The organism is Bradyrhizobium australafricanum (assembly GCF_020329495.1).
Lineage (GTDB): Bacteria > Pseudomonadota > Alphaproteobacteria > Rhizobiales > Xanthobacteraceae > Bradyrhizobium > Bradyrhizobium australafricanum.
The window spans coordinates 1-15411 of record NZ_JAGKJL010000108.1; the positions used below are offsets into that span (position 1 = coordinate 1).

13 protein-coding genes and 1 pseudogene are annotated in these 15411 nt (G+C 59.7%); 9 read left to right on the forward strand and 5 right to left on the reverse strand.

Translation table 11 applies throughout. The features are described 5' to 3' along the window. Positions 1-237 (forward strand): ATP-binding protein (locus tag J6525_RS43855; protein ID WP_225648657.1); only part of this gene is annotated, 237 nt, incomplete at its 5' end. Positions 238-469: 232 nt separating this feature from the next. Here the strand turns inward: J6525_RS43855 and J6525_RS43860 are convergent. From J6525_RS43860 to J6525_RS43870, 3 genes are all read right to left on the reverse strand, one after another. Beyond that, positions 470-616: a hypothetical protein gene (locus tag J6525_RS43860; RefSeq protein ID WP_225649298.1), complete on the reverse strand. Its 147-nt coding sequence runs from the start codon at positions 614-616 to the stop codon at positions 470-472. A 225-nt stretch (positions 617-841) separates the two neighbouring features. Further along, positions 842-1102 carry a hypothetical protein gene (locus tag J6525_RS43865; protein WP_225649299.1) on the reverse strand — a complete coding sequence of 87 codons (261 nt, stop codon included), beginning with the start codon at positions 1100-1102 and terminating at the stop codon, positions 842-844. An 83-nt stretch (positions 1103-1185) separates the two neighbouring features. Continuing rightward, entirely contained in the window at positions 1186-1440 is a 255-nt protein-coding gene (locus J6525_RS43870; RefSeq protein WP_225649300.1) for a hypothetical protein, read from the reverse strand. 888 nt (positions 1441-2328) lie between these two features. Here J6525_RS43870 and J6525_RS43875 point away from each other — a divergent pair. Continuing rightward, positions 2329-3246 (forward strand): glutathione S-transferase family protein, encoded by a 918-nt coding sequence (locus J6525_RS43875; RefSeq protein ID WP_092090441.1) that lies wholly within the window; start codon positions 2329-2331, stop codon positions 3244-3246. A gap of 144 nt (positions 3247-3390) precedes the next feature. Here the strand turns inward: J6525_RS43875 and J6525_RS43880 are convergent, their stop codons facing one another. Then, positions 3391-3939 (reverse strand): tyrosine-type recombinase/integrase, encoded by a 549-nt coding sequence (locus J6525_RS43880; protein ID WP_225649305.1) that lies wholly within the window; start codon positions 3937-3939, stop codon positions 3391-3393. 78 nt (positions 3940-4017) lie between these two features. Here J6525_RS43880 and J6525_RS43885 point away from each other — a divergent pair, with 78 nt between their 5' ends. The 7 genes from J6525_RS43885 to J6525_RS43915 all read left to right on the forward strand — a co-directional run bounded on the left by J6525_RS43885 (position 4018) and on the right by J6525_RS43915 (position 14481). Further along, the gene (locus J6525_RS43885; RefSeq protein ID WP_283848689.1) at positions 4018-4674 is read left to right on the forward strand and encodes an IS1595 family transposase; all 657 of its coding nucleotides are present in this window, start codon (positions 4018-4020) and stop codon (positions 4672-4674) included. A 145-nt stretch (positions 4675-4819) separates the two neighbouring features. Next, the gene (locus J6525_RS47165; protein ID WP_225649301.1) at positions 4820-5128 is read left to right on the forward strand and encodes a DUF6471 domain-containing protein; all 309 of its coding nucleotides are present in this window, start codon (positions 4820-4822) and stop codon (positions 5126-5128) included. An 822-nt stretch (positions 5129-5950) separates the two neighbouring features. After that, a complete protein-coding gene (locus J6525_RS43895; protein ID WP_225649302.1) occupies positions 5951-7516 on the forward strand; it encodes a winged helix-turn-helix domain-containing tetratricopeptide repeat protein in 1566 nt (521 codons plus the stop codon). Between the two features lie 536 nt (positions 7517-8052). Then, positions 8053-8274 (forward strand): hypothetical protein, encoded by a 222-nt coding sequence (locus tag J6525_RS43900; RefSeq protein ID WP_092090433.1) that lies wholly within the window; start codon positions 8053-8055, stop codon positions 8272-8274. A gap of 12 nt (positions 8275-8286) precedes the next feature. Further along, positions 8287-8709, forward strand: coding sequence for a hypothetical protein (locus J6525_RS43905; RefSeq protein WP_092090432.1), 423 nt, complete (start codon positions 8287-8289; stop codon positions 8707-8709). A gap of 566 nt (positions 8710-9275) precedes the next feature. Next, entirely contained in the window at positions 9276-12476 is a 3201-nt protein-coding gene (locus J6525_RS43910; RefSeq protein ID WP_225649303.1) for an AAA family ATPase, read from the forward strand. Between the two features lie 223 nt (positions 12477-12699). Continuing rightward, positions 12700-14481 carry an adenylate/guanylate cyclase domain-containing protein gene (locus J6525_RS43915; RefSeq protein ID WP_225649304.1) on the forward strand — a complete coding sequence of 594 codons (1782 nt, stop codon included), beginning with the start codon at positions 12700-12702 and terminating at the stop codon, positions 14479-14481. Positions 14482-15113: 632 nt separating this feature from the next. On the opposite strand, the pseudogene J6525_RS43920 reads toward J6525_RS43915, so the two are convergent. Next, positions 15114-15411 (reverse strand): annotated as a pseudogene (locus J6525_RS43920) (transposase); the annotation flags it as partial.

Here is a 15411-nt window from a genome sequence, read left to right on the forward strand (position 1 = left end):
TCGAACCGCAGCGTTGCCGAATGGGGCACCGTGTTCGCCGACCCGGTGGTCGCCACCGCGATCCTCGACCGGCTCTTGCATCACAGCCACGTGCTGACCATCCGCGGCGACAGCTACCGGCTCCGCGCCAAGCGCAAGAGCGGCCTCATCAAGCCGCCCGCCGCTGACGGCCCTCCGGTCGGCTCCGCCTCCCTCCGTCCCGTCAGCGGCGGAGCCAACCTTCAACCAACATCATGAACCCGAGGGTGGGGGCAGTTCTTCATGACGCAAAGGGGGCAGTTCCGGATGGCGTTTGACACTTTCTCAGCTTCGCTGCTGTTATTTGTCGCGCTCATCATCAGCGTAAGTCGGCTGCTGATCGGCTGAAAGTCCTACCTCTCGTGATGACATGACGACTTGGCCTCAGCGTGTAACCCCCTCGCTGGGGCCTTTTCTTTGGGACGCCAGCCTATTTCTCTATAGATCGGCGCTATCTCGCGCCGATGAAGTGGGGTTCGAGATCGGAGAGGCGCACGCGATCCGGCCACTGATCGACCTTGCCCGGCGGCAGCTCGACGGAATGGCTGCAGCGATGGTCGGAGTAGTAGACCAGCAGACCGCGGGCCGACTGGCGCATCTCGCCAGGGTGATCTTTGGCTTAGCCGTGTCTACGGCCTCCGAAATGGCATCACGACTCCGTCGCGCGCTTTCGTTTCCGGAGTGCAGTGGGCACCAACGAGCATCCGCCCCTGCGTAAGCTCCTCTTGTGTGCGGTTGAGGACAAGTTGATCGTCCAGAAAGCCCCGCTCTGACATCGACATTTGGCCGTCGCTGTTCCTGGACAAACAATCGGAACGAAGGATTAGGACACCACGCGAAGAATGGCGGGCGGGTGAGGATGAGCGGCGCGACGGATCATCCGGTAGGCGGCTGATCGTTCAAGAGCCTCAAGCTGGCGGGCAATCTTCCTCCAGTTCTCCGCTATCAAATGACGGTTCGTCCGGTTGGTCTGGTCAGCCCATCCGGCCATCACCTCATACGTTTCGGCAAGCTGCCGCATCTCAGACGGTGACATGCCCGCAATCTGGGTCAGTGGGGAAGTCTCCGCAATCACATAGGTCAAGGGGCCGTAGCCATTTGCCCTTTCCAACAAGGAAACCCTGCAGCGCCAGTCGCGGTGGCTAAGACGGACAGCACGTGGAACGCTCAGTCTTTCGCTGTTTCGACGTCAGGCCACAAACAAAAATCCCAGCGCTGCGGGGGGCATTCGAAAGACGCGATTAGGCCGTCCTCCTGTGGAAACGGTTTTTGGGTTTTTCTGCCCGCGAATGTGTCCGGCTTGGGGTTGGCGGCGAGCACCGCGCGCATAGCGTCGAGGTGATCGCGAATTCTCAGAAGCTTCGCCTCTTCTCGCACCCTTGCATTTTCCGAAACCTGGAAAAATTCCGGCGGCCGCTGCATGGCTATGCTCCCCTGGTTTGCAGGCGGGAGCGCGACCCGGTCTCTCAGTCACCGACGCCTACGGCAGAGCCTCAGCCGGCGATGGACCGATTATAGCGGATAGGAGCGCCTAAAACCACTTCAATGCTGAGGTTCGTCTTCCGGGGCGTCGATCGAGAAAAGGGGATCGTGCTGCCGCTCGAGGAGGTAGCGGGTCAGATGCTGTGTTCGACGCAATAGCTCGCATGAACGCTGCACCGTCTCGTAGGATCGCGCGATCATTTCGGCATCAAAAGACGTGACATTAAAAATTCGCATTGGACGTGGTCCGTCAGGCATGGGTCTCAATCCGTGCACAAAAAGACCTCCAGAAAATAACTTCTGAGTTTGGGGGAGACAATAGGGCGCTGCTTGTGGAACCGAACGCTTAATTTAAAGAGCCGCCGCACCGAATCTCAACCCCGGCAGCGCCGACTTTCGCCGCGCTCCACGGAGCACTGGCAGACAGTGACCACGCTATAACGATGGAGTGAGGGGCGGCCGCAACCAATCGGCAATCGGACCGACGGAGGACGATTGAGCGATGTCCGTGCAGTGCCCATCGCGTTTAGTGCACTGCCAAACGACCTCGGTCCAACGGCGGTATAGCGGAAATCGACAGGCGCCGTCTATTTCAGAGAGCGACGTTCGTGATCCTCAACCGACATTCTATTGAGACGTGTTGACTGCAGGGGCTCGGTGCCCGAGTGCGAGCCGGGACGCTGTCGACATTTGAACGGACGTAAACTTAGCAGGATTTGCTATGTGCACTTTGGAACAATAGGAACAAGCGGTCTGCCCTCGGGTTGGGCTCAAGTTGAGGACGATCATTCTCTTGTGGGGGCGGGACCGTGGCCGAGGGCCGTCTCGATGACCGATATCATCCTGCATCATTACGAGACCTCTCCCTATTCGGAGAAAGTTCGGCTCGGTCTTGGTCTGAAGGGCTTGGCCTGGGCATCGGTGGAAATCCCCGTCATCATGCCAAAACCCGACCTGACGGCGCTGACCGGAGGCTACCGCAAGACGCCCGTGTTGCAGATCGGCGCAGACATCTATTGCGATAGCCAGTTGATCATGCGCGAACTCGAGCGCCGCCATCCTACCCCGAGCTTTTATCCCGCCGGCCACGGTGCAGCCGATGCGCTTGCCTGGTGGGCCGAGAAGACAACGTTCAGCCCGGCTGCGAGCATCGCGTTCGCGAAGAGACCCGATGCGTTGCCCAAGGGATTTCTCGAAGACCGGGCCAAATTCTCCGGCCGAAATATCGATCCCGCCGCGATGAAGGCGGCAGTACCGAACTCGCTCGATCAGTTGCGCGCGCATTTCGATTGGCTGGATCAGATGCTGACTGACGGGCGCTCATTTCTTCAGGGCTCTGCCCCCAGCCTTGCCGATCTCGCCGCCTACCATCCGCTTTGGTTCTTGCAGCAAAAATTCGGACCACTGGCGGCGCCGCTCGACGGCTTTCCGAGCCTGCTGAATTGGACCGAGCGCATTGCCGCAATCGGCCACGGCAGGCGGAGCCCAATGACCTCGAAAAAAGCGCTCGATGCGGCGAGGGACGCTACGTCGATCGCCAGCGTAATCCCCGATCCACGAGATCCGATCGGCCGGAAACCTGGTCAGACAGTGACCGTCACGCCGGATGACACTGGACGCGACCCGGTCGTCGGCCAGTTGGTCGCCTCGGGCGTCCATGAGATCGTGATCCGACGCAGCGATCCCGCGGTCGGAGAGGTCTGTGTGCATTTCCCACGCGCTGGCTTTGTCGTGATGTCGGCCTGACTTGCCGATTGAGCACCGCGGTTTCGCACTTTCTCGAGCGTGATCGCCGGCGCTGACGAGGTGATCGAATACCGACTGACTTCCGGTATGGTCCGAAGGCTTCAAAAAGGAACGGGCAGAGCATGTCCGCTCTGCCCAATTATTTCAGACGTCAATCTGTTCCGCTATGGCAAGCGCGTCATCAACCTCAATGCCCAAATATCTAACGGTACTCTCAATTTTTGTGTGGCCCAGCAAAAGTTGGACGGCTCGCAAATTGCCGGCCCTGCGGTAGATCATGGCCGCCTTCGTTCGACGCAGTGAATGTGTTCCAAACAGGTGCGGATCGAGCCCAGCATTGGCAATCCAATCGGACAACAACTGGGCGTACTGCCGAGTAGTTAAACTGAAACTTGGTCCTCGCCGGCCTACAAAAAGATAGTCTCCGGGCCTCTTACCGGCTGCCTTCATGTAGTCGTCGATCGCTTGTCGTGTTGACTCGGTCAACTCAAACTTGACCGGCCGACCAGTCTTCTTCTGGCGAACGGAGGCCCGATCTGCGGCATAACCGCCGGGCGCGACGTCATCTACCTTGAGTGCCAACGTCGCAGCCGCGGAGCTTGCTGCGGTTCCGCAGAGGCTTACGAAGCCTGCTGTGCTGCCGAACGACTCCCTGCGCTTCCGTTGCAAGGGTTGCAAAAAGGACTTCACCATCACGTCCGGCACCCGAGCCACAAGCTGCCCCTGCGCGGCTATCTGGCGGCCATCGCATGAGGTGAAAGGCAAGTCCAGCTGGCGCTCAGCCGCGACCTGGGGCTGTCCTATAAGTCTGCTTTCGTCCTCCTACACGAGCTGCGCGAGGCAATGGCGGATGAATTGAAGGGCCGCGTCATCGGCGGCGAAGGCAAAACGGCTGAAGTAGATGGCGGCTATTTTGGATGTTATGTAAAACCAGCAAACCAGAAAGAATATCGCCGCGACCGTCGATATGCCCGCAATCAAAATGGGAAACGGAAGGTCGTCGTCGTCGTCCGTGAGCGCGGCGGCAATTCTGTGCCAGCAGTGTTTGGCTCTGAAAGCCAAGCCGCCGCTTTTATCCGCGCCCGCATTGCGAAAGGGACTGTCGTTCATGCCGACGAAGCCGCTTCTTGGGATGGATTACACGAACGTTTTGAAATGAAACGAATCAACCACCAAGAAGCTTACTCCTTGGATGGCGCGTGCACTAATCAAGCGGACGAGTATTTTAGCCGTTTACGCCGTGCGGAGATCGGTATCCACTATCATTTTGCTGGCGCGTACCTGCTTCGCTACGCGCAGGATTCCTCATGGCGTGAAGACAACCGCCGCATCTCGAATGGCGATAAGGTGAACCGCATTGCGGCGCTGGCGCTGAAGCGAGGCAAGTCAGCGGACTTCACTGGATACTGGCAGCGCCAAATTGACTAAGGCGGACTAAAGTTCTGGGCTGTTGCGGCGCTCCCAGCGGAGCGCATCTATGTGCACATGAAGTTCGAACAAGATTCTACGGATAAGCATTGTGATTGTTTCGACATCGGCAATCCGGCGATCAATATAGATCGTTGTCGTATTTTTGGGATGTCCTCGGCAATGGCGAACAGCCATCTCTAACTTTTGGTCTAACTTAAAAAATGCGCCCTCGAAGAAGTCAAAGGCGGAAAAGGAATGGGGAGAGCGCGCGAGCGCCTTCCTGAAAGCTCAGATGAAGAAAGCCGACGTGACCTATGCCGAGTTGGTCAAGCAGTTGAAGAAGCACGGCCTCAAGGAGGAGACCGAAGCCGGGATCACCATGAAGCTGAAGCGCGGATCGTTTACGGCAATCTTCTTTCTGGCGCGCGTTGCGGCGCTAAAGCTTGAACAGGTGGTTCTCGAAGAGATTTAAGATCAGGCCGTCCTTGTATTGAGGTCAGCCAGTCATAAGCCAAACCACGCTCGCCATAAGCATAGCAAAGGACACAACCACAGCGCTGACCAAGGCGATTTCAATACCGTCTATGCCATCATGATGATCCAGATGCATCCGGTCTCACCTCCCCACGGGTCGAAACACGACCGCAACCATTTAACTTCTAGGGAGCGTTCAGGTTCCGCCAGCTTGTGGCGCTTGCGCGATAATACCGCATTTTGACCCTTGTCGGAAGTCGGTGGGCTCGATCTGGCCGCCTACCGTTGGCAGGCATCGGAGCCATTCGCGCGATCGATGCCTCGCGGGTCAATACCTCGGTCCGAGGCGACGTAGTCGATCTCTCCGCGGGTGGTGCGGATGTCCATCCGCTCCGCGCCGCTTAAGGACAAGGTAACGCGCAATTGTTGGCGCGCTTGGGCGCGACATGCCGTGGGCGAAGGCTTGAAGTCTCTTGTCCGAGAGCCGGATGCGGGAAACCTGCCTGTCCGGTTCGTGTTCGCGGCGCTCCCGAAAGGCATCCCAGATTTGCAGATGAAGCTGGAGACATGCCGGGTCAATACGGATGTCCGCGCGAGACGCGTTGTGCCGTGCGTCGAGCTCAAATCTCCATGGGACGGTGCTTTTCGGCGGCTTTAGCGTTCCCCTGTTGCCATAGCCGGCACGAGGTTGCCGCGAGAGCGGCGGGTAGGCTTGACCGGTGGCTTACATTTTACACGCCTGCAGCTTATTCTTGCGATTTCCGGCCAGCCCCAAGCGCTACCCAATTATCGGGGGCTGTCATCCAGGGGGATTCGCATCTTGCGCTATCTCTTCGAGGATTACGCATTCGACCTCGCCCGGCGCGAGTTGTATCGCGGGGCGGACGTCGTCCGCATCGCACCACAGGTGTTCGACCTGCTCGATTATCTGATCCGCAACAGGGAGCGCGTCGTCAGTAAAGACGACCTCATCAACGCCGTTTGGAATGGGCGCAGCGTTTCGGATGCTGCGCTGACCACTCGGCTGAATGTCGCTCGCAGCGCAATCGGCGATTCCGGGGAGGAACAGCGCCTGATCAAGACGTTGCCTCGAAAGGGTTTCCGCTTCGTCGGACAGGTGCGGGAGGCGCGAGAGGCTGCCGGCCTGAATCCGGGCGATGCGTCCGAGAGTGCTCTTGCGGTTCCTGACAGGCCCTCCATCGCCGTGCTGCCGTTCGAGAACATGTCTGACGATCCGGAGCAGGAATACTTCGCGGACGGGATGGTTGACGAGATGATTACCGCGCTTTCGCGGTTCAGATGGTTGTTCGTGATCGCTCGCAATTCAAGTTTCACGTACACGGGGCGTCTCGTCGATGTGAAGCAAATCGGGCGCGAACTTGGGGTACGCTACGTACTGGAAGGCAGCGTCCGAAAAGCTTTGGGCCGCATGCGCATCACTGGCCAGCTCGTAGATGCCGCCACTGGGGCACATCTTTGGGCCGACCGATTTGAGGGCGAGCTCGGAAACGTCTTCGATCTGGAGGACCGGGTAACTGAGAGCGTCGTTGGAGCCATCGCCCCGACGGTTGAAAAGGCAGAGATCGAGCGCGCCAAGCGCAAGCCAACAGATAGTCTCGATGCCTATACGGTCTATTTGCGTGGATTGGCCAGATTTTATCAGATCGATACCAACCGGCAGGCGATCGACGACGCTCTGCGGCTATTCAACAGCGCGACTGAGCTAGATCCGGATTTTGCGGCCGCGTACGGTCGTGCTGCCTCTTGCTACGCGTATAGCAAGGGCATTGGTTGGTTTTCGGGTGCCGCGGAAGAGATCGTACGAGTAACGCTGCTCGCTAGACGGGCAGCCGAGCTGGGCAAAGATGATGCAATCGCACTCAGTGCGAGCGGCTGGGCTTTCGCCTACATCGTTGGTGATTTTGAGCAAGGTGCCGCCTTGATCGACCGCGCACTTTTGCTCAATGTCAACCTAGCTGAGGCGTGGCACTTTAGTGGTTGGATTAAAAACTGGCTCTGCGAGCCGGACCCGGCGCTCAAATGCTTCGCGCATGCCATGCGTCTAAACCCATTGGATTCGCGGATAGCGGGCATGCGAACTGGAACGGCATATGCGTATTTCTTGCTGGGCCGCTATGAAGAGGCGGCGTTGTGGGCGGCAATGGCGTTGCAATACAACCCAGTTTTTCCCGCCGGATTGCGCGTGGCCGCCGCGAGCAACGCGATGGTCGGGCGCCTCGAACAGGCGCGCGAGGCAATGGCGCGCCTCCGGCAAGTCCATCCCGCGCTCAGAGTATCCAGCATACGCGGCCTGGTGCCTCATCGACGGCCCGATGACCTTGCGCAATTTGAAGAGGGATTGAGGAAAGCCGGATTGCCAGAGTAAGCTAGAACGAGATGCTCGAGCGCAAGGCACGATGCAAGTGGCCCAGGCTGTGTGAGAACCTCTTTTGGCAGGTCGGAAGTCCGGCATCGGCCCGATTTGGGCGGTCCGATGGGCGACGAGAGGCTTCTGAACCCTGAAGGCCGCCGATCTGGCGTATAAATATCCCTTACGTCTGCATCGCCACCAGCAGTGTTCGGCAACCCGGAATCGCTATGACCCGTTTCATATTGTATCGCAACATCGGCGACGAATTGTGGCGCCGCTTCAAAGGTGGGCGCGACGGGACATTTGGTATTACCGCAAGCTCAGTGAGACTTTCGATGTGATCCTGTCTGATGCACTGGCTCGGCAACTCGCGGTGACGGTTTCTCATTTTCCCGCCTGATCAAATAGACTCCGCGACGGATCACTCCGACGGAGGCCTTTTGACTGATCAAGTTGAGCTTTGCGATCACATCTTCTTCTCTTGAAACTCCGCGGCATCGGCCGGATAATGGATCAGGTCCTTGGCCATCAGCATTCCGAGGAGGACGATCATGGCAATCCAGATCGTAATGGACCGTACCGGCGACAGCCGTCATCTTTTCAATCCCGACGACGCACGAGATTTGGCGAAGGTCGAGCGGCGGTTCTACGAGCTAACCAATGCCGGCTTCACCGCAGGGGTCCGGACGGGTCCGGGTCAGGTCACGCATATCCAGTCATTCGACCCGAACGCGGAAGAAACCATCTTCTTCCCCCGGCTGACCGGCGGGTGATCGGTCCACGCCATGTTGGGATTCAGGCCGTTTCGCCCGGGGCAACGCTCGCGCAAAAGAGCCATCCGGGCTCTCCTCATACGACACGGCGCCGAAAAAACTCCGGAGGGCCGCTCGCTGCGGCTCCTGCAGGAGTGGCTGTCGCCGGCGCAACGGACCCAGTTCGCGGCAAAGGGGTATTTCGAGGCCGTCGGCTGTGACACCGGCAAGCAGTACAGGATCTACGCGGGCGCCATGACTAACGTCTGCGAGGTCGACAAACGGGGCCGCCCGACACAGGGGCTATGTTTCCTGCCGTTGGGCGAGCTGCCGATCGGAGACGTCATGCTCTCCCAGAAGATTGCGCTGGAAAGTTGCGAAAGCCGCGCGCTCGAGGTGGCCAGAAGGTTCGCTCCGACCGGCTTCATGTTCCGACGAAATCGGCTTCTTGGCTAAAGCGCGACGGACTCTCTCACTTTGGGCACGAAAGAAGTCGATCGGCTGATGATAGAACAGAGTCCGAATGAAGCCATAGTCACTTAGCCCTGCTGAAGAGGTGCTCTATAGCCCAGCCGCCTTCATCCTGATCACATCGCGCACACGGCGCATCGCAAGCCTCTCCGTCGGCATCCAGGGCCCCCTTCGCAAGGCCGAAAGGGGGACCCTAAGGGAGCCAGAAGAGGCTTCGTCACCCGGGCGACATCATCCCGGAACGGTGGGCGACATCATCTCGGAATGGGTGGGCGACTTCAAATCGGAAAGATGGGCGAGATCATCTCGGAATGCCGGGCGACATCGAGCGGAATCCGCAGTTTGAGGTTGTCGCCCCACGCAGCCGGATCCAACGGCGGTATAGCGGAAATCGACAGGCGCCGTCTATTGCAGAGAGGGACGTTCGTGACCCAAGGCGAGGGGTCGTTCCTTCAGTCGCTCGAAATCCCGCACCCAAAGTCTTGTACCCCAAGATCCTGTAGATGTGCCAATCTACCTTTGGGGAGCCGGGTGTGGGGGGAATCAATGGCATGAGCGATCTACGCGACTGGTTGCGTGAGCACAATCTGGAGCAATACGCCGATGCGTTTGAGGCGAATGACATCGGCCTCGATATTCTCCCCGACCTCGATGACGATGATCTCGCGCAATTGGGTCTCTCACTAGGCAATCGCCGCAGGCTTTTGAAGGCGATCGCGGCGGGTAAGACCGCAGCAGCCCCGATTGCCGGCCAGGAGGAGGCTCCTTCGCCCGGCAAAGTTCCGGCTGAGGCGTCCGGCTCTGGCGATGCCGAGCGGCGGCAGGTTTCGGTCATGTTCGCCGATATGGTCGGCTCTACGGCGCTCTCGGCGAAGCTCGATCCGGAGCTGCTCGGCGGCCTGATCCGGCGGTACCAAGACGCGGTGGCGGGCGCGATTGGACGTTACGGTGGTTTCGTCGCGAAGTTCATGGGCGATGGCGTATTGGCCTATTTCGGTTTTCCCCGGGCCTTCGAGGATGCGGCGGAACGCGCGGTTCGCGCCGCCATTGGAATTCTATCGGAAGTTAGTGCAATTGAATTGCCCGACGGGGCCCGCGTGCAGACGCGGATTGGCATCGCAACTGGCCTGGTCGTGGTCGGCGAAATCATCGGTACCGGCTCGGCTCAGGAGCGGACCATCGTCGGTGAAACGCCAAACCTCGCGGCAAGGCTGCAGGCGCTTGCGGATGCAGACTGCATCATTATCAGCGAGTCCACCCAAAAATTGTTGGGCGGCCTTTTCGAACTCACCCATACCGGCGTGCACGAGCTCAAGGGCTTCTCCCGCCCGGTGCCAGCTTGGCGCGTGTGCGGCGAAGCCTCGGTCGAAAGCCGATTTGCTGCGATCCGCGCGAAACGCCTGCCGCTGGTTGGTCGAGCGCATGAAACGGGCCTGATGCGCGAACGCTGGCGTCTGGCGCAGCAAGGCGAAGGCCAGATCGTGACCGTGACGGGCGAAGCCGGAATCGGCAAATCGCGCGTGATCGAGGCGCTGCAGCAAGAGCTTGCGGCCGAAGCTCATGCGCGCATCAATCTGCAATGCTCTCCCTATCACAGCGACAGCGCCCTCTACCCGGTGATCCAATATCTCAACCGCGTTGCCGGCCTTGCGCCTGGCGATCCATCGGATGCTCGCACCGAGAAACTCCGCTCGCTTCTTGGCGCGCGGCACATCACCGATCCGTCTGCGCTGCCGCTGTTGGCCGAGCTGTTGTCGATCCCGCTGACTGAGGCAGCTCCCGCCGCGCCGCCGGCGCAGCGCAAGGCCGCAACGTTGGCGTTGATCGTCGAGATCATGAAGCGGACCAGCGACAACGATCCGGTGCTGACCGTATTGGAAGACGCGCACTGGATCGATGCGACCACAATCGAACTGATGACGCGATTGGCCGACAGCATCGCCCGCTCGCGGCTCCTTGTCGTGGTGTCGGCGCGACCGGATTTCACGCCGCCATGGCTGTCAAGGCCACACGCCACGCTGATCACGCTAGGACGACTCGGCCGCCCCGAATGCATGCTGGTGGTCGCGAGCGTCGCTGCCGCGCATGGACTGACGGCGGACACGATCGCCGCGATCATCGCCAAGACTGACGGCGTGCCGCTGTTCGTCGAAGAACTGACCCGAAGCGTGATGGAATCGGCGGGCGAGGATTCGGTGCCTGCGACGCTGAAGGACTCGCTGATGGCCCGCCTCGACCGTCTAGGCGGGGCCCGCGAAGTGGCCCAAATTGCCGCAGTGATCGGCCGGCAATTCACCTTTGCCTTGCTGGAAGCGGTAGCCGGTAAAGACAACGACGAACTGGAAGACATGCTGGCAAAGCTGGTTGCCGCGGGAATTGTCTTTCCTGAGGACCGTGGCCTCGAGCGGAGCTTCAACTTCAAGCACGCGCTGGTGCGCGACGCCGCCTATGAAAGCCTGTTGCTGATGCGCCGCCGCGAATGGCACGGGCGCATCGCTCTGGCGCTGGAGCAGCGTTTTGGCGACGTCGCCGCGAAGGAACCGGAGTTGCTGGCCTATCATTTCGGTGAGGCGGGACAGTTCTCTCTTGCTTGCGATTATCGCATGCGCGCTGGCAACCAATCCGTTAGCCGCTCGGCCTACGTGGAGGCGATCGCGCATTTCACGGCGGGCCTCAGGCTCGCCGAAACCATGTCGCCGCAAGACGGCCGGCACCGGCAGTTGGAATTCTGGCTCAAGCTCGGCGCAGCATCGGTGGTCGCGCACGGCCTGCAAAGCGCCGAGGCCGAAGCAGCCTATACCAGAGCCAGCGAGATCGGCGACCAGCTCGGCGACGGCTCAGCCTCCTTCCAGGCCAAATGGGGGCTCTGGATCAACGCCAACCTCAGGCGCAAGACCACTCTGGCGCGCGACCGTGCGGGCGAACTGGTGTCGCTCGCGCAGCAGTCCGGCGATCGCGAGTTGTTGCTCGAAGCCTATCATTGCCAGTTTTCAACAGCCTATTTTCGCGGCGATGTCGGCGGCACGTTGGACGGCTGCAGGCGCGTCATCGCGCTGTACGACATGACGCAGCATCGTCATCTCGCAGACACCTTTGGTGGCCACGATCCCGCCGTCTGCGCCCACATCCAGTGCGGCAATTCATTGCGGCTATCGGGCGACGAACAACAGGCAAAGTCGCACTTCATGCAAGGTATTGCGCTGGCCGAAATGCTCGACCACCCGAACAGTCTTGCGCACGGGCTACACAACGTCGGCATCGGCTATCAGCTCGGGGGAGACCGCGACGCAACGTACGCGGCGGCGCATCGCGCGGCCGCGCTGGCCGACAAATTCGGCCTACCGCCATGGCGCGCCAGCAGCTTGATCCTGGTCGGATGGGCGACCGCAACCGGCGCCGCCGCTGCGGATGCCGTACGGCTGATCGATGCCGAGATCGGCAAGGCCACGGCGGCCGGTCCGCTGCCCCAATATTATCTCGGCCTTGCAGCCGAGGTGCTGCTTGCCGCAGGTCGGGCGGCGGACGCGCTCGGTCATCTCGACCGCGCAATCGCAGGAGTCGACGAGGCTGGCGTCGGCATCTACATGCCCGAAATCTACCGCTTGCGTGGTGCGTGCTTGCTGGCGCTCGACCGCGGCAACAAGACCGAGGCGCGATCGGCCTTCGCAACCGCCGCCGACATCGCTAGGCGCCAGGGAGCCCTCATGTTCGTGCGCCGCGCGCAGGCTTCATTGTCCGAATTCGCGGTATAGGGGTCATTGCACAACCGCTGTCGATTCGACCCCGACATGTCGGTTCATGGCCCGTTGCTGTTCTTTGCCCCGAGCGCATGAATGTCGGCCTCCTGATTGAGAGCGGACCAGGTCGGGTAGCGCCGAGGTCGCCGCTTGTGACCCATTTCAGAAGTCGGCTCTAGCCGGTACCGGAGGGCCGTGCTTTGATATGTGGGGCGGCAATGGTACGATGGAGCAGCATTTGACCGGCGAACGGGTGGAAAGGCGTCTAGCAGCGGTTCTGGCGGCGGATGTCGCCGGTTACAGCCGTCTTATGGGTTTGGATGAGGAAGGCACACTGGCCCGACTAAAGGCTGCCAGAAAGGCCATCGTTGACCCAGCTATAGGCTCCCATCGAGGTCGCATCGTCAAGACAACTGGTGACGGCATGCTGGTTGAATTTGCCAGCGCGGTGGATGCTGCCCGTTGCGCGGCTGAAGTCCAGCGCAACATGTTTGCTAAGAATGCGGAGGTGCCACAAGATGTCAGGATCGATTTCCGCATCGGCATTCATGTCGGCGATATTATCATCGACGACAATGATATTTTCGGAGACGGCGTCAATATCGCCGCGCGGCTCGAGGGCATTGCAGAGCCGGGCGGGGTCTGCATCTCGGACGACGCTCAACGGCAGATCCGCGGCAAAGTCGATGTCATCTTCGATGATATGGGACCGCAAGTGCTGAAAAACATCGCCGAACCAATGCGTGCGTGGCGGGTTCAGCTTGGTGGCCAGACTGGTTTGAAGGCGCAATCTGGTTCGCTTGCGGGCCGCGCTCCGGCGCTTGCACTTCTCGACAAGCCGTCCATCGCAGTGCTGCCGTTCCAGAACATGAGTGGTGACCCCGAGCAAGAATATTTTGCAGACGGTATGACCGAAGACATTATTACCCTTTTGTCCCGTACCCGGGACTTCCTCGTAATCGCAAAGAGCTCAACGTTCGATTATAAATCCAAGTCGATGGGCGTTTCAGAAATCGCGGCACAGCTTGATGTCCGTTATGTCCTGGAAGGTAGCGTACGGAAAGCTGCAAATCGAATTCGAGTTACCGCCCAACTCGTGGAAGCTCGAACAGAAAACCAACTGTGGGCGGACCGTTTCGATCGGGAGCTTACCGATTTGTTTGCCGTACAAGATGACGTGACAAGCGGGATCGTCGGCGCTCTCCACCCAGAGGTGTTGGCCGCTGAGGCAGGTTCATCCCGGCGGCTTTCTGCCAGCAGCCTGGATGCGTGGGGGCTTGTTGCGCGTGGAATGATGGCGCTGATTACGTTTACACGGGAGAATGTGACCGTAGCCGGCGAGCTTGCGACCCAAGCAATCGCCATGGCCCCTGATTTCGCTCTATCCTACGGCGTTCGTGCATTCGGGCTGGGTTATCGGGCCTATATGCAATGGGGGGAAGATTGGAAGCAGGACGCAAGACAGGCATCGCTCGATATTAAGACCGTACTTGCGCAGCAAGGTGACGATCCGACAGCGCTATTTCTCGCGGGCGGCGCATCGTGGTTTATGGGCCGAGTGACGTCGGGTGTCGGTCTGCTTGAGCGGGCAATAGAGCTGAACCCGAATCTCGCCATGGGACGCGCTTTGCTAAGCTTAGGTTATGCAAGTTTGGATCGCCCAAATGAGGGATTGGCACAAGTTGACATTGCGTTTCGATTGAGCCCTCGCGATCCCATGGCTTGTCAATTCTTCGCAGCTCAGACGCTTTGCAATTTTGTTGCCGGCGACTTCACGAGGGCGATTTCCTCTGCAGGAAGAGGCCTTCACATAAACCCAAATTCTCTCGATAATCACCTTTACATGGCGGCGGCGCTCGCAGAAATGGGCGATACCGTGCGGGCAACAAAGCAAGTTGAACTCGCCCTACGAATTACACCTAAGATATCTCTCGAAGTGATAGCGCGAGGAACCCGTGATGCATCGGGCTGGCAGAAATATCATCAAGCGCTTCGGAAGGCCGGGCTTCCCGAGTATTAATAACACTCCAATTCGGTTGCTGCCTACTTCCCGTGTTGGCCCGTGGCTGCCCTAGGGCCAGAGCGCCGCTAATTCCGCTTCCGAGAGGTAAGCCGACCAAGGTAACGAGGCCTAAGGAAGGCGTCTACCGCTCCCATCCTCGCTACCAAGAGCCTTTCATCAACACAAGCGGAGTGCCAACACACTTAATTTAGACAACGCCGCTGCGCAGCCGGGCATGTCCCGTGGTTCCGCCGAGCCACCCCGCACGGCTCATGAACGCGGCCCTGAACCACTATTCATCCAGGGGGAAGTCGTGTAGGGCTGATGTCTCCCGGTCTTCTTCTGCCCGACGGTCGCACGATCAACTGCATAGCTATTCGGACCGAAATCTTCGACCCCCAAGGGGTCGAACCACACAACTTGCTGTCGATCGCAAGGTTGAAAAGGCAAGGTCGCGGGTCCGTCGTATATTGAGTTTCGGCCACTAGTCGGGCTTGACTGTGAATAAGCGCCGAACTTTGACCCCCATCGGCTTGCAACATTGACCCCACACGTGATGGGTTTTTCGCCGAGGGTCCAAGGACTTCGTTATTACTGGCCGGGGTCAACCTTCGGCGCCGATAAGGGGTCAAACAGCGCGCCGAATGACACACATGCGGCTCGATCCCGTGCTCGTAAACCAACCAGCCGAGCATCTCGGCCGAGCCATAGCCGCTGTCGCCGAGCAGCCGGGTGGGGTAAAGGTCGAACCGTTCGAGCGAGCGCTCAATCATGCGCTTGGCAGCCAACACCTCCGCCTGCCGGATCGCCGTTGTCGCTTCGACATCGACGATTATCGCGTTCTTGACGTCGACCAGGTAGTTTGTCGAGTAGGCAAAAAAGGCTTGGCCGCCGTGCGCGCCCGTCCAGCGCGCCGCCGGATCGGCAGGCGACACGAACTTCGGGGTG

Coding starts and splice junctions, on each gene's coding strand:
- J6525_RS43860 (WP_225649298.1), bottom strand. CDS start 616: ATGCGCCAGTCGGCCCGCGGTCTGCTGGTCTACTACTCCGACCATCGC.
- J6525_RS43900 (WP_092090433.1), top strand. CDS start 8,053: ATGGCAATCCAGATCGTAATGGACCGTACCGGCGACAGCCGTCATCTT.
- J6525_RS43910 (WP_225649303.1), top strand. CDS start 9,276: ATGAGCGATCTACGCGACTGGTTGCGTGAGCACAATCTGGAGCAATAC.
- J6525_RS43880 (WP_225649305.1), bottom strand. CDS start 3,939: ATGGTGAAGTCCTTTTTGCAACCCTTGCAACGGAAGCGCAGGGAGTCG.
- J6525_RS43875 (WP_092090441.1), top strand. CDS start 2,329: ATGACCGATATCATCCTGCATCATTACGAGACCTCTCCCTATTCGGAG.
- J6525_RS43870 (WP_225649300.1), bottom strand. CDS start 1,440: ATGCAGCGGCCGCCGGAATTTTTCCAGGTTTCGGAAAATGCAAGGGTG.
- J6525_RS43905 (WP_092090432.1), top strand. CDS start 8,287: ATGTTGGGATTCAGGCCGTTTCGCCCGGGGCAACGCTCGCGCAAAAGA.